This is a genomic window from Amycolatopsis sp. NPDC059027, assembly GCF_042739735.1.
GTDB lineage: Bacteria > Actinomycetota > Actinomycetes > Mycobacteriales > Pseudonocardiaceae > Amycolatopsis.
On the sequence record NZ_JBHYIK010000006.1, the window covers coordinates 50,973 to 72,644 of the forward strand.

The following is a 21,672-nucleotide window of genomic DNA, read 5'->3' on the forward strand; positions in this document are numbered from 1 at the left end:
ATTCCCCTTCGCCCCGACGGCATCTCACCGGAATTATTCACAATCGCTGTGAAGTGGGCATGCGGGTCTTCCCGGGAGCGGCGGCGATCTCGCGCAGCGCGCGTTCCAGCACCGGGCCGATCTCGCGCAGCGCCGCCGGCGAGGTCATCCCCAGGTGATCCGCCGCGACCTCGTACGATTCGGCGTCTTCCTCGAGATAGGGCCGCCAGACACCGGGGTCGAGCGTTCCGGACGGCTCGTCGGCGGCGAGGAAGTGCAGCGTGGTGACATTCACCCGTTCGTGGGTGAAGTCGGTGATGATCCGCCGGTTGGCACGCATCACGCGGATCATCCGCAGCAGCTGGTCCCCGTCCAGGCTCGCGAGCACGGTGCCGCTGGTCTCGGCCAGCTCCAGGAACCGCTCGCGGGTGAGCCCGTTCCGTTCCCCGGGCGGGACGGCGACGCCGAGCGCCTCGAGCAGCTGGACGTGGGCGAGTTCGTCCGGTACCTCGGCGCTCTGCCCTGCCGCCGCCCACAGCGCCGGTTCCGCCGGGGTCGTGTCGAGCAGGACGAGCAGCGCGACCTCGCGGCCGCGGCGCCGCAGCTCGGCGGCCAGCGCGTGCGCGATCATGCCGCCGAACGACCAGCCGAGGAGCTGGAACGCGCCATCGGGCTGGACCCTGGTGACCTCGTCGGCGTACTGGCCGACGAGCTGCTCGACCGAGGCCGGGAGTTCCGCGGAGTCGGTCAGGCCGCGTGTCTGCAGCCCGTACACCGGGAAGTCCGGGCCGAGATACCGGAGCAGCCCGGCGTAGGTCCAGCTCAGCCCGGTCACCGGGGGAACGCAGAACAACGGCGCGTGCTGCCCGGCGGTGCGCAGCGGTAGCAGCGTGCCGAGCGCGCCGGCGCTGAAATCGCCGCCGTCGAGCCGCTCGGCCAGCGCGGCGACGGTCGGCGCCTCGAAGAGAGCCTGCACCGGGAGTTCGACGCCGAGCACCGCGCGGATCCGCTCCGCCAGCTTCGTCACCAGCAGCGAATGGCCACCGAGGTCGAAGAAACTGTCGTCGGCGCCGACGCCGCCGACACCGAGAACCTCGGCGAACAGTCCACAAAGGACATCTTCGCGCGGCGTTCGCGGCGCCCGGCCGGTGACGGACACGGTGGGGACGGGCAGCGCCCGGTGGTCGAGCTTGCCGTTCGTCGTCAGCGGCAGCCGGTCGAGCGCGACGAACGCCGCCGGGATCATGTATTCCGGCAGCCGTGTGGCGGCCAGTTCGCGCAGCGCGGCACCGTCCACGGCGCTGTCCGGGCCCGACGGTACGAAGTACGCGACGAGGCGGGCCGCGCCCGGGGTGTCCTCGCGGACCACCACGGCCGTCTGCGTGACGCCGGGATGCCCGGACAGCACGGACTCGATCTCGCCGAGTTCGACCCGGAATCCCCGGAACTTGACCTGGTTGTCGGCGCGCCCGGCGAACTCCAGCAGGCCGCGGGCGGTCCAGCGGCCGAGGTCACCGGTGCGGTACATCCGCGTGCCGGGCTCGCCGAAGGGGTCCGCCACGAACCGCGACGCGCTGGCCGCCGGCCTGCCGAGGTAGCCACGCGCGAGGCCGCTGCCCGCGACGTACAGTTCGCCGATCACGCCGGGCGGGACCGGACGCAGCCGCTCGTCGAGCACGTGGACGCGCTGGCCGCGGAACGGCCGCCCGATCGGGACGACGCCGCGCGCGTCGTCCGGATGACAGCGGAACGTGGTGGCGCCGATGGTGACCTCCGTCGGCCCGTACCCGTTGAAGAACCGGTGGCCGCCGGACCAGTCCGCCGCCAGTCGGGGCGTGCAGACGTCGCCGCTCACCGTCAGCGTCGTGCCTTCGGGCAGGCTGCCCGGCCGCAGCCCGGACAGCACCGCGGGCGGCAGCGTCAGGTGGGTCAGGCGATGCCGTTCCGCGAACCGCGCCAGCTCGTCGCCGGTGATCGCCCGCGGCGGGGCGAGCACGAGCGTCCCGCCGCACAGCAGCGCGCCGAGGATGTCCCACAGTGAGGCGTCGAAGCTCGGCGAAACGAGTTGCAGGACCCGGTGCCCCGGCTCGACGGCGAGGGTTTCCCGGAGTTCCGCGAGCAGGTCCGGGATGCCTTCGTAGCTCAGCGGCACGCCTTTGGGGCGGCCGGTGGAGCCGGAGGTGTACACGACGTACGCGAGGTTGAGCGGCGACGGACGCTGGGGTGGCGCACCGGGTTCGCCGTCCTCGGCGTCCAGCAGGAGGACGGGAACGTCGTCAGGCAGGCGGCCGGCGAGATCCGTGGTGGTCACGACCAGCGCCGGGGCCGCGTCGGCGAGCAGGTAGGCCAGCCGTTCGTCCGGATAGGACGGATCGATCGGCAGGTACGCCCCGCCCGCCTTGACCGTGCCGAGGAACGCGGCGATCAGCTCGGCCGAGCGGGGCAGCGCGATCCCGGCGATCCGCTCCGGGCCGACGCCGCGCGCCGCGAGCCGTTCCGCCAGGCGTTCCGCCCGCGCGTCGAGCTCGGCGTAAGTCCACTCCACCGCGCCGTCGACCAGCGCGATCCCGTCGGGGGTGCGGGCCACCTGTGCCTCGAACAGCTCGGGCACCGTCGACGGCGTGGCGTGCGAAGCGCGTTCACGCCAGCGGGCCGCCATGGCTTCCCTGTCCTCCGGCGTCAGCAGGTCAACGGCGATCGGCTGGGCGGGATTCTCCGTCATGGCACGGAGAACGGCCGTCCAGCGGGTTGCCAGCGCGCTGACGGTCGCCGGGTCGAACAGGTCGGTGGCGTACTCGATCAGGCCGGTCATGCCTGCCGGCACACCGGATTCGTCGTGGGTCTCGGTCAGGCTCAGGAACAGGTCGAGCCGGGCGACGGCGGGCGTGGTGAAGTCGAGACGGCTTTCCAGCCCGGGGAACGCGAACCGCGCGCCCTCGGTGTTCTGCAACGCGAACGCGATCTGGAACACCGGATGGTGCGCCGTCGACCGTTGCGGGTTCAGCCGCTCGACGAGGTATTCGAACGGGACGTCCTGGTGTGCGTACGCGGCGAGGCTGGTCTCTCGCACTTGCGCGAGCAGTTCGGCGAAACTGGGGTCGCCGCTGGTGTCGGTGCGGATCACCAGTGTGTTGACGAACAGGCCGACGAGGTCGTCGAGCCGGTGCTCGACGCGACCGGCGACGGGGGAGCCGACGGCGATGTCGGTGCCCGCGCCGAGGCGGGTGAGCAGTGCGGCGAGGCTCGCGTGCAGCACCATGAACAACGTCACGTCATGCCTTCGCGCGAGAGCGAGCAGTGCGCGGTGCAGCTCGGCGTCGAGTCCGAAGTGGACGGTGTCGCCGGCGTACGAGGCGATGGCCGGGCGCGGCCGGTCGGCAGGCAGGCCGATCCGGTCGGGGAGACCCGCCAGCTGCCCCGTCCAGTACTCGAGTTGCCGGTACAGCGGGCTTTCCGGATCGTCGCCGGAGCCGAGGGCTTCCTGGTGCCAGAGCGTGTAGTCGGCGTACTGGACCGGCAGCGGTGCCCAGCCGGGAGCGTCGCCGTCGCGGCGGGCCGCGTAGGCGGTGCCGAGGTCACGAGCGAGCGGGGCCAGCGACCAGCCGTCGGCGGCGATGTGGTGCAGCACCAGGACGAGGATGTGCTCCCCGGGGCCGCTCGCCAGGAGTTCGGCGCGGACCGGCAGCTGGTTCGCGAGGTCGAACTCGTGGTGCGCGGCCGACTCGACCAGTGCTTCCACGGTGCCCGGAGCGGACCCGGTGGCGTCCCGGACCGTCAGGACCGGGACGGCGTCGGCGATCAGCTGCCGTGGTTCCCCGTCTACCTCGGGGAACATCGTGCGGAGCGCCTCGTGGCGCCCGGCGACGTCGGCCACGGCCCGCCGCAGGGCCGGGACGTCGAGCGGCCCGAGCAACCGGACCGCGAGCGGGATGTTGTACGTCGCCGAAGGCCCTTCCAACCGGGTGAGGAACCACAGGCGGCGCTGGGCGAACGACAGCGGGAGCGGTTCGGGCCGGTGTCGCGGGGCCAGCGGCGGCCGGGCGGGCCGGTCGTGGTCGAGATGCCGGACGAGACCCGCCACCGTCGGGGCGTCGAACAGCGCGCGGACGGGCAGTTCGACGTCCAGCGCAGCGCGGATCCGGCCGACCAGGCGGGTGGCGAGCAGCGAATGCCCGCCCAGGTCGAAGAAATCCTCGTCGACGCCGACCCGCGGCCGGTCGAGTACCTCGGCGAACAGCCCGCACAGCAGTGCCTCGCGCTCGCCGTCCGGCCCGTGCCCACTGTCCGAAGTGGACTCCGGGGCGGGCAGCGCTGGCCGGTCGAGCTTCCCGTTGGCGGTGAGCGGCAGCCGGTCCAGCACGACCAGCGCCGAGGGCACGAGGTACTCGGGCAGCCGGTCGGCCAGGTGGGAACGCAGGCTCGCGAGGTCGGCGGCGTGGCCGGCTTCGGGCACCAGGTAGCCGGCGAGACGCCGTCCGGTCGTGTCCTCGCGCACCACGACGGCGGCCTGGGCCACCCCGGGCGCGGTGGCCAGCACCGCTTCCGCCTCGCCGGGTTCGACGCGGAACCCGCGGATCTTGACCTGATCGTCGGCCCGGCCCGCGAACTCCAGCTCGCCCGCCCGGTTCCAGCGCACCACGTCGCCGGTCCGGTACATGCGGGAACCGGGCGGCCCGAAGGGATCCGCGACGAACCGCGACGCGCTCATTCCCGGCTGCCCGGCGTATCCGCGGGCGAGGCCGTGACCGCTGACGTACAGCTCCCCGGGTGCCCCCGGTGGCACCGGCTCCAGCCGGGCGTCGAGCACCCGCAGGCCGGTGTCGTCCATCGGGCCGCCGATCGGGACGCCGTGTTCCGGTGGGCGGCGCACGAAATGCCGCGTCGCGAACACCGTCGTCTCGGTGGGTCCGTACCCGTTGACGACGGTCAGCCCGGGATGCGCCGCGAGCACCCGGCGCACGGCCGCCGCCGGGACGACGTCGCCACCGGTCCACACCTGAGCGACGTTCGCGAAGCAGCCCGGCCGTTCCTCGCTCATCAGGCCGAACAGGCCCGCGGTCAGCCACAGCGCGGTCACCCCGTGCCCGGCGATGTCCTCGGCGAGCACGGTGGTGTCCAGCGGCCCCCGCCTGCCGACGACAACCGTGCCACCGCGGAGCAGCGGCACCCACAGTTCGTACGTCGTCGCGTCGAACATCTGCGGTGAGTGCAGGAGGACCCGGCGATGCGCGTCGCCCCAGCACGTGTCCCGCGCGAGGCTCGTGACGGCGCGCTGAGGCACGACGACGCCCTTGGGCACGCCGGTGGAGCCGGAGGTGTAGAGCACGTAGGCCGTGTTGTCGCCGGTGACCCGCGACGGGAGTCCCGCCGCGGTGGGCCGGTCGGGGATTTCGAGGGCCCACACCGCGGCGGACGGGGCCAGCCGCCGTGCCCGGCCGGTTTCCCCCGCCGGGGCGACGATCGCCGAGACCCCGGAGTCCGCGAGGAGGTGCCGCAGCCGCGCGTCGGGATGTTCCGGGGCGACCGGGACGTACGCGCCGCCCGCCTTCAGCACCCCGAGCACGACGGCGACCAGGTCGGCCGAGAGGGGCATCAGGACGCCGACACGGTGTTCCGGGCCGACTCCGAGCGCGGCCAGTTCCCGCGCGACGTGGTTCGCCCGCGCGTCGAGCGCGCGGTAGGACAGGGTGCCGTCTTCGGACACGACGGCGTCGGCGTCCGGAGTGCGCTGTGCGTGCTCCTCGAACACCTCGGCCAGCGAAAGGCTGCCTGGCGACGTCGCGGGGCTGGTCAGCAGCCGGTGGTGTTCGGCGCGGGTGAGGAGCGCGGCCCGGCCGATCGGGCGGTCGGGATGGTCCGCGAGGTCACGCAGCAGCCGGTGCCAGCGGGCGGTGAGCCCCTCGACGGTTTCGCGGTCGAACAGGGCGGTCGCGTATTCGGCGAAGCCGGAGATCCCGGCCGGCGCGCCCGCCGCGTCGAACGTCTCGGTGAGGTTGACGAACAGGTCGAACCGCGACACGGCGGCGGGGGCGAACGCGGCGCTGCTTTCCGTTCCGGGGAAGTCGAAGCGGGCTTCCTCGTTGTTCTGCAGCGCGAGCGAAACCTGGAACAGCGGGTGGTGCGCGGGTGAGCGCCGCGGGTTGAGCTTCTCCACCAGGTACTCGAACGGGAGGTCCTGGTGGGCGTAGGCGGCGAGGCCGGTTTCCCTTGCCCTGGCCAGCAGCTCGGTGAACGACGGGTCGCCCGAGGTGTCCGTCCGCAGGACGAGGGTGTTGACGAAGAACCCGACCAGCGCGTCGAGCGCGTCGTCGGTGCGGCCGGCGACCGGCGTGCCGATCGGGATGTCGGTGCCAGCGCCGAGACGGGTCAGCAGCGCGGCGAACCCCGCTTGCAGCACCATGAACAGCGTCGCGTCGTGGCGGCGGGCGAGGGTACGCAGCGCGCGGTGCAGCTCGGCGTCGAGTCCGAAGTGGACGGTGTCGCCCGCATACGACGCGGTGGCCTGCCGCGGCCGGTCGGCCGGCAGGTCGATGTGGTCGGGGAGACCGGCGAGCCGGTCCGTCCAGTACGCCAGCTGGTGGTGGAGAACGCTGCCGGGGTCCTTTTCGGACCCGAGGACTTCTCGTTGCCACAGCGTGTAGTCCGCGTACTGCACGGGCAGCGGCGGCCAGCCCGGCGCGACGCCGTCGAGGCGGGCGCGGTAGGCCGTGCCGAGGTCACGGGCCAGCGGCGTCAGCGACCAGCCGTCGGCGGCGATGTGGTGCAGCACCAGTACCAGTACCTGTTCCTCGCCGCGTACCAGCAGTTCGGCGCGGATCGGCAGCTCGGTGGCGAGCGCGAAGCCGCGGCTCGCGGCGGCGGTGATCGCGGAGGCGACGTCCTCGACCTCGCGCACCGTGAGCACCGGGACTGCCGGTACGACCCGTTGCGTCGCTTCGCCCGACGTCTCCGCGAAGACCGTGCGGAGGCTTTCGTGCCGCTCCGCGACGTCGGCCAGCGCGGCACGCAGCGCCTGGCGGTCGAGCGGGCCGGTCAGCCGGACGGCGAGCGGGACGTTGTACGTCGCCGATGGGCCTTCCAGCTGCGACAGGAACCACAGCCGCCGCTGTGCGAAGGACAGTGGCACGGTTTCGTCGCGGGGGACCGGCTTCAGCGGTGGCCGGGCGACCTCGTCGCCGAGGTGGGGGGCGAGGCCCGCCACGGTCGGGTGATCGAACAGATCGCGCACGGAGATCTCCGCGCCCAGCACCGTGCGGATCCGGCTGACCAGGCGGGTGGCGAGCAGGGAATGCCCGCCCAGGTCGAAGAACCCGTCGTCGGCGCCGACCCTGGACAGGCCGAGCACCTCGGCGAACAGCCCGCAGAGCAGTTCCTCGCGGGGAGTGGCGGGCTGCCGCGAACCGCCCGCGGCGTCCTGGACGGGGGCGGGCAGCGCCCGCCGGTCGAGCTTGCCGTGCGCGCCCATCGGGAGCCGGTCGAGGACGACGAACGCCGAGGGGACCATGTAGTCCGGCAGCCGCTCGGCGAGGTAGCGGCCGAGGTGCCCGGTCAGCTCGCCGAGCTGGTGGGAGCGCGCCGGATCGTTCGCGTACGAGGAGAGGGGGACGTCCGCGAGCGCGGGCGGCGGGAGGTCCGGGGCGGCAGGGCCCCGGGTGAAGACGTAGTCGGTCCGGCCGTTCGCGCCTGCCGACCAGCGCGCCGTGACGTGCCAGCCGAGCCGTTCACCGTGTTCGAACACGTCCTCCGGATCGGGGACTTCGGGCCCGGGCGAGGTGTTCAGCGCGTCCAGCGCACCGGTTTCGTCGGCCGACGCCCAGGCCCGTTCGGCCCGCATCTCCGTCCACACGCGACGGTCGGGGACGCCTTCCAGCCGCACCCGCCGTTCGTGCTCCGGTGGCCTCAGTTCGTCCAGAGTGGACACATCGGCGCCCCAGCGCAGCACGGTTTCGGCCGGTGGCGCGACCGGCGGGATCTTGTGCAGGACCGCCGCGTAGCGGTAGCGCGTAAGCTCGTTGTGCGCGCGGCCCCGCTTGAGCCGGATCCGGTAACCGCCGACGTCGCCGAGCCGGGCGCCGAGCGCGGCGAAGAACTCCGGATCGACGAGGAGTTCCTTCTCCAGCAACAGGCTCTGCTCGATGGTGCGCCGCAGCGCGACCCGGTCGCGGCCCCGCGCCGACCGCAGTTCCACCGCGGTGCGGAACACCCGGTTCAGCGCGCGCACCCGGACGTCGCCGACGTACACCGAGCCGCCGGGCGCGAGCACGCGGACGGCCGCGCGGAGGACCTCGGTCAGGTAGCCCGCGTTCGGGAAGTACTGGACGACCGAGTTGAGGACGATCGTGTCGAAGAAACCCGCCGGGATCCCGGTCCAGTCGTCGGCGGCCTGGTGCCGCAGGGTGACCCGGCCCGCCGGTTCCGTTTCGAGCCGGGTGCGCAGCGCGTCGATCGCCTCCGCCGAGAAGTCCGTCCCCCAGTACTCCTCGCAGCGCGGCGCGAGTTTCGCCAGCAGCAGTCCCGAGCCGACGCCGATTTCGAGGACCCGCCGCGGGGCGAGCGCGGCGATTTCGGCCACCGTGGTGTCCCGCCATTCGGTCATCTCGCCGAGCGGGATGGGCGCGCCGTCGTAGCTGGAGTTCCAGCCGGAGAAGTTCTCCCCGAGCGGGACGCGGTCCGCGTCCCGGTAGACGGAGGTGTAGATCTCCCGCCATTCGGCGACCTGGTGCCCGGGCAGCGCGGCGGGGGCCTCCCGGTCGCGCGGGACGACGTAGGCCACCAGCCGCTTGCCCGCGGCGCCGTCCTCCCGCACCACGACCGCCGCCTGCGCCACCTCCGGATGCCCGGTCAGCGCGGCCTCGATGTCGCCGGGTTCGATCCGGAACCCGCGGAGTTTCACCTGCTGGTCCACCCGGCCGACGAACTCCAGCGCGCCGTCGGGCCGCCAGCGCACGAGATCGCCGGTGGCGTACATCCGTTGTCCCGGCGGGCCGGACGGATCGGGCACGAACCGGGTGGCGGTCAGCCCGGGGGAGCGGGTGTAGCCGCGCGCGAGCCCGCCGCCCGCGAGATACAGCTGCCCGACCGCGCCGGGCGGCAGGAGGCGGAGCCGCTCGTCGAGTACGTAGCCGCGGGTGTTCTCCATCGGCTTCCCGATCGGCACCCCGTCCTCCGGCCGGTAGTCGCGGCCGAGCCGGTGAAAGGTGGCGAAGGTGGTGGTCTCGGTCGGGCCGTACACGCTGATCACCGACGTGCCGGGACAGCTGTCGAGCACCCGGCGGAACGCGCGTGGTGAGCCTGCCTCACCGCCGGTCCACACCTCGGCGAGCCCGGCGAAGCAGCCGGGGTCGTCCTCGGCGAGCATCCGGAACAGCCCGGTGGTCAGGAAGACCGCGGTGATCCGGCCGCCGCCCGCGTAGCGGCGCAGCAGGGCGGCGTCGACGTCGCCGGGCGCGAGCACGGCGCGGCCGCCGGACAGCAGCGGCACCCACATCTCGTAGGTGGAGGCGTCGAACGCGTGCGGGGAGTGCACCAGGATCCGCCGGTGCGCCTGCCCGGTCCACGTGCTGTCCGCGGCGAACTCGGCCACGGCGCGGTGGGTGACCTCTACGCCCTTCGGCGCGCCGGACGAGCCCGAGGTGTACATGACGTAGAGCAGCGAGTCCGGATCGATCTTTTGCGGGAGGGCGACTCCCGGCTCAGGCGGCTCGTCGGTGTCCGCGGCCAGCGCGCGGTGCTCGGCCACGACCTCGTGTGTGGCGGTCGTCCGGTCGACGAGCAGCAGCGGCGTCCGTGCGTCGGCCAGCACGCTCCGCAGGCGCGGCAAGGGATAACGCAGGTCGAGCGGGACGTACGTGCCGCCCGCCTTCGCCACCGCGAGCACCGCGACGATCAGCTCGGCCGACCGCCGCATCAGCACCGCGACCGGCGTCTCCGGCCGCACTCCCGCGGCCACGAGCCGCAGGGCGAGCCGGGTGGCCCGCGCGTCGAGTTCCGCGTAGGACAACGTTGTCCGATCCGACTCGACGGCGGTTTCCCCCGGGGTCGCGGCCGCCTGCGCGGCGAACAGGTCTGGCAGGCTCGACGGCGGCACGGGCCGGGTCGCGCCGTGCCGTGCTGCCAGCAGCGCGCGGTCGGCGTCGTCGACCAGGCGCAGGTCGCCGACCCGGCCGCCGGCGCCGTGCTCGGCGATGGCGGTCAGCGTGCGCAGCAGCCGCTCGTGGTGGCGGTCGAGTTCGTGCCGCGAATAGCGGCCGGGGTGGGCGTCGGTGTCGAACCGCAAGCCGCCGTCCGCGGTGGGATAGCAGAGCACCGACAGGTCGTCGACCGGCATCAGCGAGCTGTTGCGCAGGTCCGCCGTGATCCCGGCGAAGGAGTACCGCGCCTGGAACGGCACGGAGTTGACGATCGGCCCGAAGAACGGCCCGCCGCCGTGCCGGACGAGGTCACGGCGGACGTCCTCGCCTCGGTACCGCTGGACCGCGATGGCGGCGCGCACCTCGGCCGACACCGCGCCGGCGAGCTCGGCCCAGGTCCGGCCGGGGTCGACGGCGACGCGGATCGGCACCACGGTGGAGGCCATCGTGGGCACCGTCCTGCCGAGCGGAGTGGCGCGCCCGGCCACCGCCATGCTCAGCAGCACGTCGTCGTCTCCGCGCATCCGCGCCAGGTAGGCCGCGGTCACCGCCAGGACGAGCCGGAACCAGCGGGTACCCGCGTCCGACGCGGCCCGCTCCAGCCCCGCGAACACCGACGGCGGCAGCGACGTGGTCCGGCGCACGACGTCGTGGGCCAGCCTGCCGCCCGCGGAGAGGTACGTCGGCCCGGAGATGCCGGCCAGCCGGTCCGCCCAGTACTTCCCGGCCTCGGCGAACTCGGCCGACTCCCGGTAGGCGGCGTCCTCGGCGAGGTAATCGCCGAAGGAGCCGAACGGGCTTTCGCCGGCGGGCTCCCCGGCGAGAAACCGGGTGTACAGCTGGGCGAGCCGTTCGCTGAACAGGTTCAGCCCGAAGCCGTCGATGACGATGTGGTGGAACCCGAGGTAACAGCGGAACCGGTGCGGGGAAAGGGCGAGCAGCGCGAAATCGGCCAACGGTCCACTGTGGAGGTTCCACGGCTCGGCCAGCCGCGCCCTGATCCACGCGTCGGCAGCGGCGTCCGGGTCGGGCGTGTCGCCGAATTCGACGAGCGGCAGCGCGACCTCCGCCGGTTCGTGGACGGCCTGGCGGACGTCGTCCCCGGTTTCGGTGAAGGTGACACGCAGGCCGTCGGCCTCGGCGAGCGTACGGTTCAGCGCCCGGCGCAGGACGTCGTGGTCCACCGCGCCGCCGAGGTCGAGGTAGAGCCCCAGATGGTAGGCCGGGTTGCCGGGGTCGGCCCGGCTCGCGTGCCAGATCTCCCGCTGGGCGGCCGAAAGCGGTACAGGTGTGGTCAACGAGATCCCCCCTCGTCAAGCTGTTACAGGCGCAGCGGCAGCGCGGCCAGCCTGCGCATGCCCGGATGTGGTTGCTGCCATACGAGTTCGGACTCCTCGACGGCGAGCGCGAGGTCCGGGTACTTCCGCAGCAGCGCGCCGAACGCGACCTCGCCCTCTTCCCTGGCCAGCCCGGCACCGAGGCAGTAGTGCGGCCCGTGGCTGAAGCCGACGTGCTGCTCGCCGCGGAACTCGTAGGTGCGGGTGATGTCCAGCCGGTCCGGTTCGGGGAACCGCCGCGGATCCCGGTTGGCGCCGGGCAGGATCGCCATCACCCGCTCGCCCGCGGCGATCGGCACCCCGCCGAGGTCGAGGTCGACCGTGGCGTGCCGCGGCCGGGTCAGCATGACCGGCGTGCACCACCGCATCAGCTCGTGGATCGCCTTCGGCAGCAGCGAGAGGTCCGAGCGCAGCAGGGAAAGCTGGTCGGGATGGGTGAGCAGCGCGGCGGTGCCGGTGCCGATCAGGTACGACGTCGTCTCGTGCCCGGCGACACCGAGGTCGAGCAGCAGCATGACCAGCTCGGTGTCGCTGAGCCGGTCGCCGTCCTCGTCCTGGGCGCGGATCAGCGCGTCGATCAGGTCGTCGCCGGGCTCGGCCCGGCGCCGCGCGACGAGCTCCCCGATCTGCCCGACCATCGCGCGCATCGCCTCGGCGAGCGTCATAGCGCCGGGCTTCACGTGCCACATCGCCGCGTGGCTCCATTCGAGCCACAGTGGACGGTCGGCCTCCGGGACGCCGATCAGGTCGCAGATCACCGTCAGCGGCAGCGGGTGCGCGAAGTGCTCGATGAGGTCGACTACGCCGTTCTCGGCGTGTTCCGGGAGCGCGTCGAGCAGTTCCTCGGTGGCTTTCTCGATCCGGGGCCGCAGTTCCGCGATGCGCCGCGCGGTGAACGCACGCGACGCCAGCTTCCGCAGCCGGGGATGGCCCGGCGAGTCGAGCTCGGCCATGCTGGCGCTCAGGTACGGGCGGACGATCTCCTCGTCGATGCCGATCGCCACCATGCCCTCGACACGGCGGTCGGGGACCGCGCCGCCGGGCACCGACGCCGGGTTCACCACGAACCGCGGGTCGTCGAGGATGGTGCGGACCTCGGCGTCCCGGACGAACATCCAGCACGGCTCGCCGTCGAGAAAGGTGCCCTTCACCGCGGGCCCCGCCTCGCGCAGCCGCGCCGTCGTGGCGTACGGGTCGGCTTGAAATTCCGGCCCCAGCAAGGAAAAGGTGGACTCCGGCGTGGTGGTCATGGTGCTCTCCGTCTCCGGTTCCCGCGCGGGGTTCATGTCTCTTGGCGCGCGTGGCGGCCCAGCCGCAGCCGGACCGCGTCCGGGCGCAGGGACGCCTTGACCGCGGGCCGCACCACGGCGCCGGGCTCGGGGCGCAGCCGCCAGGTGCCGAGGATGCGGGCCAGCGCGATGGCCGACTCGGTGTGCGCGAACTCGTCGCCGATGCACTTGCGGCTGCCGCCGCCGAAGGGCACGTAGCCGCCCTTGGGCAGATGGTCGGACGCGCCGGGCAGCCAGCGGTCCGGCCGGAACTCGTGCGGTTCGGGGTAGAGGTCGGGCCGGTGGTGGATGACGTACGGGCTGTAGAAGAGGTTCGACCCTTCGGGAAGCCGCTGGCCAAGCACCTTGGACTCGGTGCGCAGCCGCCGGTGGAAGATCCACACCGGCGGGTACATGCGCAGGGCCTCGGTGAGCACGCGGCGGGTCAGGGCGAGCTTGCCGACGTCGGCGAGGCCGATGTTCTCGCCGGGCAGCGCACGCGCCTCCTCGCGGATGCGGTCCTGCAGGTCCTCGTCGCCCGAGACCAGGTGCAGCGCCCAGGCCAGCAGGCTGGCCGTGGTCTCGGTGCCCGCCATGAACACCGTCAGCACCTGGGCGTGCACCTCCTCGTCGGTGAGCGCGTCGCCGTGTTCGTCGGTGCTCTCCAGCAGCATGGACAGCATGTCGCCGTGGTCGCGGCCGCTGCGGCGGTAGTCGGCGATCAGGTCGGTGACGGTCCGGTTCATCCGCGCGATCGAGGCGTCGAAGCGCCGCCCGGCCGCGGTCGGGACCCAGCCGAGCCCGGACATGCGCGCGAACAGCTTGTGCCGTGCGCCGTCCATGATGTTCGTGAGGTCCTCGCGGACCTGGGCGACCGTCCGTTCGCCGAGCGAGGAGCTGAACATCGTGCGCGCGGTGACCCGCATCGCCAGCCGCTGCATCTCGCCGACGCCGTCGAGGACCCGGTCTTCGGACCAGGACTCCGACACCGCGCGGATCTCGGTGTCCATCAGCGCGGCGTACTGGTCGAGGCGCTGATGGTGGAACACCGGCTGGACGAGCCTGCGCTGCCGTTTGTGCGGCTCGTGCGGGGCGACCACCAGCCCGTCCTGGACGATCAGCCGGGTCGCCTCGTCGAAGGTGCCGCCCTTGTCGAACGTGCGGCCGTCCTGCAGCACGTGGTGGGTCAGCTCGGGGTCGCACAGCATCCACACCCGCACCGTGCCCAGCCGTAGCCGCACGAGATCGCCGTATTTCGGCAGGCTTTCCAGAAAGCCCAGCGGATCCCGCCACAGCCGGACGATATGCCCGAGGCCGCCCCAGGAGCCTGGAATGGTATCCAGTGTGTAATTGCGGTCTTTCCCGCGCACGACCGCCTCCGATCAAGGATTTGACACGGCGGCGAGTGTAGCGAAGACGCGGCGGGTCGTCGAGTTTCGGAAAGCGCTTAATTCATTACCCGGTCAAGTCTTCCGCCCGCCGGGCGGGTAAGTCCGGTGTGTGCCGGAGCGGTCGCTGGGCTGTCCGGATGAAATCCGGCCGGGCGGCTTGTCTTGATCCACATCCGGTGCCTATCGTCGGGTGATCGTGCTGGGGGTGGATAATTTCCCGCATGTGGGCGGGGTTTGCTTGTCCGGCAACGAGGCTGGTATGGTGCGGCTGAGGCCGTAGGTGGGGCGGCACTCGGGCGGTGCCGGGTCGTGGCATCGCTGGGGGGTTTGGTGACAAGTTGTCCTTCCTCTGGCGCGCCGTTCGCGGTGTGACATTTTTTGTCATACCTCGTGGGGGAAAGGAATGTCATCAATGCGTTTCGCGAGTTGCTGATCCCGATGTCGACGAGTGGTGACGACGACGATCCGATCGCCGTTGTCGGCATTTCCTGCCGATTTCCCGGCGCACGCGGACCGGCGGAATTCTGGCGTTTGCTCCGCGCGGGTGCGGACGCGGTTTCCGAAGTGCCGGGGGAACGGTTTCCCGAGAGTTCGCTCGCCGGTGCCGGATTGACCGCCGAACAGGCGAGCGCGGTCCGGTACGGCGCATTTCTCGACCGGGTCGACGAGTTCGACGCCGGGTTCTTCGGCATCTCCCCCCGGGAGGCCGCCGCGATGGACCCGCAGCAGCGGCTCGCGCTCGAACTGGGCTGGGAGGCGCTGGAGGACGCGGGCCTCGGTCCCGCCGCGCGGCGGGAGCGCACCGGAGTCTTCGTCGGCGCCGCCTCCGGCGACTACGCCGTGCTGCTCGACCGGCTCGGCGCCGCGGCCAGGACGGCGCACACCTTCACCGGCACCCAGCGTGGCGCGATCGCCAACCGGCTGTCGTACTTCCTCGGCCTGTCCGGCCCCAGCTACGCCGTGGACGCCGGGCAGTCCTCCTCGCTGGTCGCCGTCCACCTGGCCGCCGAGAGCCTCCGGCGCGGGGAGTGCGCGCTCGCGCTCGCCGGCGGGGTCCAGCTGAACCTCCTGCCGGAGAACGCGTTCGCCGCCGCCCGGTTCGGCGCGTTGTCGCCCAGCGGCCGGTGCCGCACCTTCGACGCGGCGGCCGACGGCTTCGTCCGGGGCGAGGGCGGCGGGCTGGTGCTGCTCAAGCCGCGCTCGCGGGCGCTCGCCGACGGCGACCCGATCCACTGCCTGCTGCGCGGCAGCGCGGTCAACAACGACGGCGGCGGCGACGCCTTCGCCGTGCCGGACGGCGCGGCACAGCAGGAGGTCCTGCGGCTCGCGTACGAGCGGGCGGGACTGGACCCGGCCCTCGCGGGGTACGTGGAACTGCACGGCACCGGGACGAGGGTCGGCGACCCGATCGAGGCCGCGGCGCTCGGCGGGGTGCGCGGCCGCCGGTGCCCGCCGCTGCGGGTCGGTTCCGTCAAGACCAACCTCGGGCACCTGGAGGCCGCGGCCGGGATCGCCGGGCTGCTGAAGACCGTGCTGTGCCTGAAGAACCGGCTGCTGGTGCCCAGCCTCCACTTCACCACCCCGAACCCGGCGATCCCGCTCGACGAGCTGAACCTGCGGGTCTGCACCGAGACGGCCGGATGGGACGGTACCGACGGCGAGCGCGTCGCCGGGGTCAGCTCCTTCGGCGTCGGCGGCACGAACTGTCACGTCGTCCTGTCCGACGCGGCGCCCGTTCCGGCACCGGTGAGCCCGGCGCGCGAACCCGCCGGAGTGCTGCCCTGGGTGGTGTCCGCTGCCTCCGCCGGGGCGCTGCGAGCCCAGGCGGGCCGGCTGCGCGAGGTCGTGCGCGAGGACCCGCGTGACGTCGCTTTCTCGCTGGCCACCACCCGTACCCCGTTGCCCGTGCGCGCGGTGCTGATCGCCGGGGACCGGGCCGGGTTCGAAGACGCGCTCGACGCCGTCGAGCGGGGCGAGCCGCATCCCGCGGTGGCCGGCGGGGTGGCGGGGGACGCCGGGCGGATCGCGTTCGTCTTCCCCGGCCAGGGCTCGCAGTGGGCCGGGATGGCCGCCGGGCTGCTGGACACCTCGCCGGTGTTCGCCGCGGAGATCGCCCGCTGCGCCGCGGCCCTGGAGTCCTATGTGGACTGGTCGCTCGTCGAGGTGCTGCGGGACGGCGAAAGCGTGCTCGACCGCGTCGAGGTCGTCCAGCCCGCGTTGTGGGCGATGATGATCGGGCTGGCGGCACAGTGGCGCGCGTTCGGGGTGCGTCCCGAGGCGGTGGCCGGCCACTCCCAGGGCGAAATCGCCGCGGCGTACGTGGCGGGCGCCTTGTCACTGGAGGACTCCGCGAAGATCGTCGCCCTGCGGTCGCGGGCGCTGACCGCGATCGACGGCACCGGCGCGATGGCCGGGATCGAGCTGCCCGCGGCCGAGGTACGGGCCGCCATCGGCGGTTCGCTCACCGTGGCCGCCGAGAACGGTCCGTCCTCGACCGTGGTCGCGGGCCCGCCCGGTGACGTGCGCGGATTCGTCGCGGCGTGCACCGAGCGCGGTGTCCGTGCCCGGCTGATCCCGGTCGGGTACGCGTCGCACACCGAAGCCGTCGACGACCTGCGTGAGGCGTTGCTGCGCGAACTCGCCGACGTACGGCCGCGGTCGTCGGAGATCCCGTTCTACTCCACGGTCACCGGCACGGTGCTCGACACGGCGGGACTGGACGCGGAGTACTGGTTCCGGAACCTCCGGCGGCCGGTGCTGCTGCGCCCGGCGACCGAACTGCTGGCCGCACACGGGTTCCGCACGTTCGTGGAGGTCAGCGCGCATCCGGTGCTGACCACGGCGCTCCAGGGGGCGCACGGGGACGCCCCGGTCACGGTCGCCGGCACCCTGCGGCGCGGTGAGGGTGGGCGGCGGAGGCTGCTGACGTCGCTCGCCGAACTCCACGTCCGCGGGGTCGACGTCGACTGGTCCGCCGGACTGGATTTCGCCGGCGCCCGCCGGATTCCCTTGCCCGCCTATGCCTTCCAACGCCGCCGGCACTGGCTCGGCGCCGACGCGGCGCCGTCCGCGCCGTCGCCGTCGCCGTCGCCCGGTACGGACGCGCTGGGCCTGGTCCGCGCCACGGCGGCGGCCGTGCTCGGCCATCCCGGCCCGGCGGCGGTCGATCCGGCGCTGACGTTCAAGGCGCTCGGCTTCGACTCGGTCGCGGTCGCCGACCTCGCGAACCGGCTGAGCGGCACCCTCGGCAGACCGCTGTCGCCCGCGGCCGTGTTCGACCATCCGACCCCGGAACTCCTCGCCGCGTCACTCGGCGAACCGCCCCGTGTGGCGGCCGCGCGCACCGGGCCCGCCGACGGCGAGGCCGTCGCGATCGTCGGGATGGCCTGCCGCCTGCCGGGCGGGGCCGACTCGCCGGACCGGCTGTGGGACCTGGTGTCGCGGGGCGACGACGTGATCGGCCCGTTCCCCGGGGACCGCGGCTGGGATCTCGCCGCGCTGCACGATCCCGATCCCGACCGGCCCGGCAGCAGCCACACGCGGTCCGGCGGGTTCCTCGACGACGTCGCCGGGTTCGACCCGGAGTTCTTCGGCATCGCCCCGCGCGAGGCGCTCGCGATGGACCCCCAGCAGCGCGTGCTGCTGGAAACCGCATGGGAGGCCTTCGAACACGCCGGTGTCGACCCGCACGCGCTGCGCGGCGCGCCGGTCGGGGTGTTCGTCGGTGGCGGGGCCGGGGACTACGGGCCGCGGCTGCACGAAGGCGGGGAGGACGATTCGGGCTACCTGCTGACCGGCACCGCCGCCGGTGTCCTGTCCGGCAGGCTGGCCTACACCTTCGGGCTCGAAGGTCCCGCGCTCACCGTCGACACCGCCTGTTCCTCGTCGCTGGTGGCGACGCACCTCGCCGTGCGCGCGCTCCGGGCGGGGGACTGCGATCTGGCGCTCGCGGGCGGGGTGACGCTGATGCCGACGCCGGGGATCTTCGTCGAGTTCAGCAGGCAGCGCGGGCTGGCCCCGGACGGCCGGTCGAAGGCCTACGCCGCGGCCGCGGACGGCACCAGCTGGGCCGAAGGCACCGGGATGCTGCTGGTCGAACGGCTGTCGGACGCGCGAAGGCACGGGCACCGGGTGCTCGCCGTGATCCGTGGCTCCGCGATCAACTCCGACGGCGCGAGCAACGGCCTCACCGCGCCCAGCGGGCTCGCCCAGCAGCGGGTGATCACCGGCGCGCTGGCCGACGCCGGGCTCACCGCCGCCGAGGTCGGCGCCGTCGAAGGGCATGGCACCGGAACCGCGCTCGGCGACCCGGTCGAGGCGAGGGCGCTGCTGGCGACCTACGGACAGGCCCATCGCGGGGAGGAACCGGTGTGGCTCGGGTCGCTGAAGTCCAACCTCGGCCATGCCCAGGCCGCGGCGGGCGTGGCCGGGGTGATCAAGATGGTCCAGGCGCTCCGGCACCGGAAGCTCCCGGCGAGCCTGCACATCGACGCGCCTTCGTCCCATGTGGACTGGACATCCGGCGGGCTGCGCCTGCTGACCGAGGCCCGTGACTGGGAGTCCGGGCGTCCGCGCCGCGCGGGTGTCTCCTCGTTCGGGATCAGCGGGACCAACGCGCATCTGATCCTCGAAGAGGGCGACGGCGAAGAGCGGCGGGCGAACGGTGAGGCGGGTCCCGTGCCCTGGCTGGTTTCGGCCGCGACGCCGGAAGCCCTGCGGGCGCAGGCGAAACGGCTGCGCGAGTTCGTCGCGGGGAACCCGGACGTGAGTGCCGCCGACGTCGGGCTGTCCCTCGCGACGACCAGGGCCCGGCTCGCCTGCCGGGCCGTCGTCACGGGCGCGGACCGTGACGAGCTGCTCGCGGCGCTCGCTGCTGTGGAATCCGGCGACGAACCTCCGCGGCGGCGCGCGGACGGTGGCCGCGCGTTCCTGTTCGCCGGGCAGGGCGCGCAGTACCCGGACATGGGCCGGGCGCTCGCGGCGGGTTCCCCGGTGTTCGCGGCGGCCTTCGACGAGGTGTGCGCGCAGCTGGACGGGCAGCTGCCGAAACCGCTGCGCGAGGTGGTCTTCGGGGCGGGCGCCGAGCTGCTCGACCGCACCGAGTTCGCCCAGCCCGCGCTGTTCGCGCTGGAGACGGCGCTGTTCCGGCTGCTCGAACACCACGGCGCGAGGCCGGACGTGCTGGCGGGACATTCGATCGGCGAGATCACCGCCGCGCACGTGGCGGGGGTGTTCACCCTGCCGGACGCCTGCGCGCTGGTCGCGGCGCGGGGCAGGCTGATGCAGGCGGCGCCGTCCGGCGGCGCGATGGCCGCCGTCCGCGCGGACGAGGACGAGGTGCTGGCCGTCATCGGCGCGGTGGTCCCCGGCCGGGTGTGCCTGGCGGCGGTGAACGGGCCCGCGTCGGTGGTCGTGTCGGGCGACGCGGACGCGATCGGCCTGCTGGGCGGGTACTTCGCCGCGCAGGGCCGGGACTTCAAGCGGCTCCGGGTCAGCCACGCCTTCCATTCGTCCCATATGGACAGTGCGCGCGACGGCCTGCTGGCCGTCCTCGAGGGAATGTCCTTCCACGAGCCCGAAATCCCGATCGTGTCGACGGTGACCGGGCGGGAGGCGACACCCGGGCAGCTGTCCTCACCGGACTACTGGGCCGATCAGCTCCGCCTGCCGGTGCGTTTCGCCGACGCGGTCGCGACGCTCGGCGAGCGGGGCGTCACGACGTTCCTCGAACTCGGCCCGGACGGCACGCTGACCTCGATGCTGCCGGACCTGGCGTGCGTGCCGGTCCTGCGGCGCGACCGGCCCGCGGTGACCGAGGCGCTCGGGCATCTGCTGCTCGGCGGCGCCGCGCTCGACCCGGCGACCGTGTTCCCCGGCGGGCGCCGGGTGGAGCTGCCCACCTACGCCTTCCAGCGCCGCCGGTTCTGGCGCGAGGGCCCGGTGCGGGCCCCGGGATCGCTGTTCCGGCTCGGCTGGGCCGAGGTACCCGCCCCGGCGGCGTCCGGAGCGGCCGGTTCCGTGGTCCGCGTAGCCGAGGGTGGCGCGGCGGTGGTCGAGTCCGCGCACGCGGAAGCCCGCCGGGTGCTGGAACTCGTCCGGGAACGGCTTGCCGGGGACCGGCCGGGCCCCCTCGTCGTCGTCACCCGGGGTGCCGTCGCCACCGCGGACGAGGACGTCGATCCGGCGCAGGCACCGGTCTGGGGCCTGTTGCGGTCGGCCCAGTCGGAGTTCCCCGGCCGGTTCGTCCTCGTCGACGCCGACAGCGAGGTGACGTCCGCGGAGCTGGGCCGCGCGCTGGGCACCGGCGAACCGCAGCTCGCCCTGCGCGACGGCCGGATTCTCGTGCCCCGCCTGGCGGAAGCGGAGGCCGGCGACAACGGCCGTCCGTCCTTCGGGACCGGCACCGTGCTCGTCACCGGCGGTACCGGCGTGCTCGGCGCGACGCTGGCTCGTCACCTCGTCACCGAACACGGTGTCCGGCGGCTGCTGCTGACGGGCAGGCGGGGCGCGAACGCCGAGGGCGCCGCCGCGTTGTGCGCCGAACTCGCCGCGCTCGGCGCCGATGTGCGCGTCGAGGCCTGCGACGTCGCGGACCGCGCCCGGCTGGCGGCGGTCCTCGACACCATTCCGCCGGACCGGCCGCTGAGCGCGGTCGTCCACGCCGCGGGGGTACTGGACAACGCGCTGGTGCCGGACCTGGCACCCGGCCGGCTGGGCCCGGTGCTCGCCCCGAAGGTCGACGGCGCCTGGAACCTGCACGAACTGACCGCGGGGCTCGACCTCGCCGCGTTCGTGCTGTTCTCCTCGACCGCGGGCCTGCTCGGTCACGAAGGCATGGCGAACTACGCGGCGGGCAACGCGTTCCTCGACGCGCTGGCCTGGCACCGCCGCGCCCTCGGCCTGCCCGCGACGTCGCTGGCCTGGGGCCTGTGGGCCGCGGAAAGCGCGATGACCGGGCATCTGGGCGGCGCCGACCTGGAGCGGCTCGGCCGCTGGGGCATCAGCCCGCTGCCCCCGGCCCGCGCGCTCGCGTTGTTCGACTCGGCGGTGGCCTCGGGCGAGGCCGTCCTGGCCCCGATCGCACTCGACCCCGGCCGCCTGCGGGCGGGGGACGGGCTGCCCGCGCCGTTGCGGGGTCTCGCGGGCGGCCCCGCTGTCGAGTCCACTGTGGACACCGCGTGGGCGGTGGATCCGGCCTCCCTGTCCGCCGAGGAGCTGGAGCGGGAGCTGACCAGGATGGTGCGTGCGCAGACCGCCGTCGTGCTCGGCCACGAGGAGCCCGCCCGTGTCCCGCTCGACGCGGCGTTCAAGGACCTCGGATTCGGTTCGCTCGCCGCGGTCCAGCTGCGGGGCAGGCTGACCGCCGCGACCGGGTTCCCGCTGCCCGCCACGCTCGTTTTCGACCACCCTTCCCCGGCCGCGGTGGTGCGGTACCTGCGGCGGCTGGCCGCCCCGGAACCCGCCCCAGCCCTCGCGGCAGGGGACGGGGACCCGCTCGACGGGATGGACGCCATGAGCCTGGTGCGCATGGCGCTGGACACCGAACTTTCCGACTGAGGAGCTTGCC

4 protein-coding genes are annotated in these 21,672 nt (G+C 73.5%); 1 reads left to right on the forward strand and 3 read right to left on the reverse strand.

The window, feature by feature from the left end; genetic code table 11:
• Nucleotides 1-37: 37 nt before the first annotated feature.
• Genes ACFWY9_RS06075 through ACFWY9_RS06085 form a run of 3 tightly spaced genes read right to left on the reverse strand, consistent with a single transcriptional unit; the run spans nucleotide 38 to nucleotide 14,084 of the window.
• The gene (locus ACFWY9_RS06075; RefSeq protein ID WP_378338275.1) at nucleotides 38-11,407 is read right to left on the reverse strand and encodes an amino acid adenylation domain-containing protein; all 11,370 of its coding nucleotides are present in this window, start codon (nucleotides 11,405-11,407) and stop codon (nucleotides 38-40) included.
• Nucleotides 11,408-11,430: 23 nt separating this feature from the next.
• Nucleotides 11,431-12,696, reverse strand: a complete 1,266-nt coding sequence (locus ACFWY9_RS06080; protein WP_378338276.1) for a cytochrome P450 — start codon at nucleotides 12,694-12,696, stop codon at nucleotides 11,431-11,433.
• A gap of 32 nt (nucleotides 12,697-12,728) precedes the next feature.
• Complete coding sequence (locus ACFWY9_RS06085; protein ID WP_378338277.1) at nucleotides 12,729-14,084, reverse strand: cytochrome P450; 1,356 nt, start codon at nucleotides 14,082-14,084, stop codon at nucleotides 12,729-12,731.
• A gap of 459 nt (nucleotides 14,085-14,543) precedes the next feature.
• Between ACFWY9_RS06085 and ACFWY9_RS06090 the strand changes: the two genes are divergently transcribed.
• Nucleotides 14,544-21,662: a type I polyketide synthase gene (locus ACFWY9_RS06090; protein WP_378338278.1), complete on the forward strand. Its 7,119-nt coding sequence runs from the start codon at nucleotides 14,544-14,546 to the stop codon at nucleotides 21,660-21,662.
• The last annotated feature ends 10 nt before the right edge of the window (nucleotides 21,663-21,672 follow it).

Coding starts and splice junctions, on each gene's coding strand:
- ACFWY9_RS06080 (WP_378338276.1), bottom strand. CDS start 12,696: ATGACCACCACGCCGGAGTCCACCTTTTCCTTGCTGGGGCCGGAATTT.
- ACFWY9_RS06090 (WP_378338278.1), top strand. CDS start 14,544: ATGTCGACGAGTGGTGACGACGACGATCCGATCGCCGTTGTCGGCATT.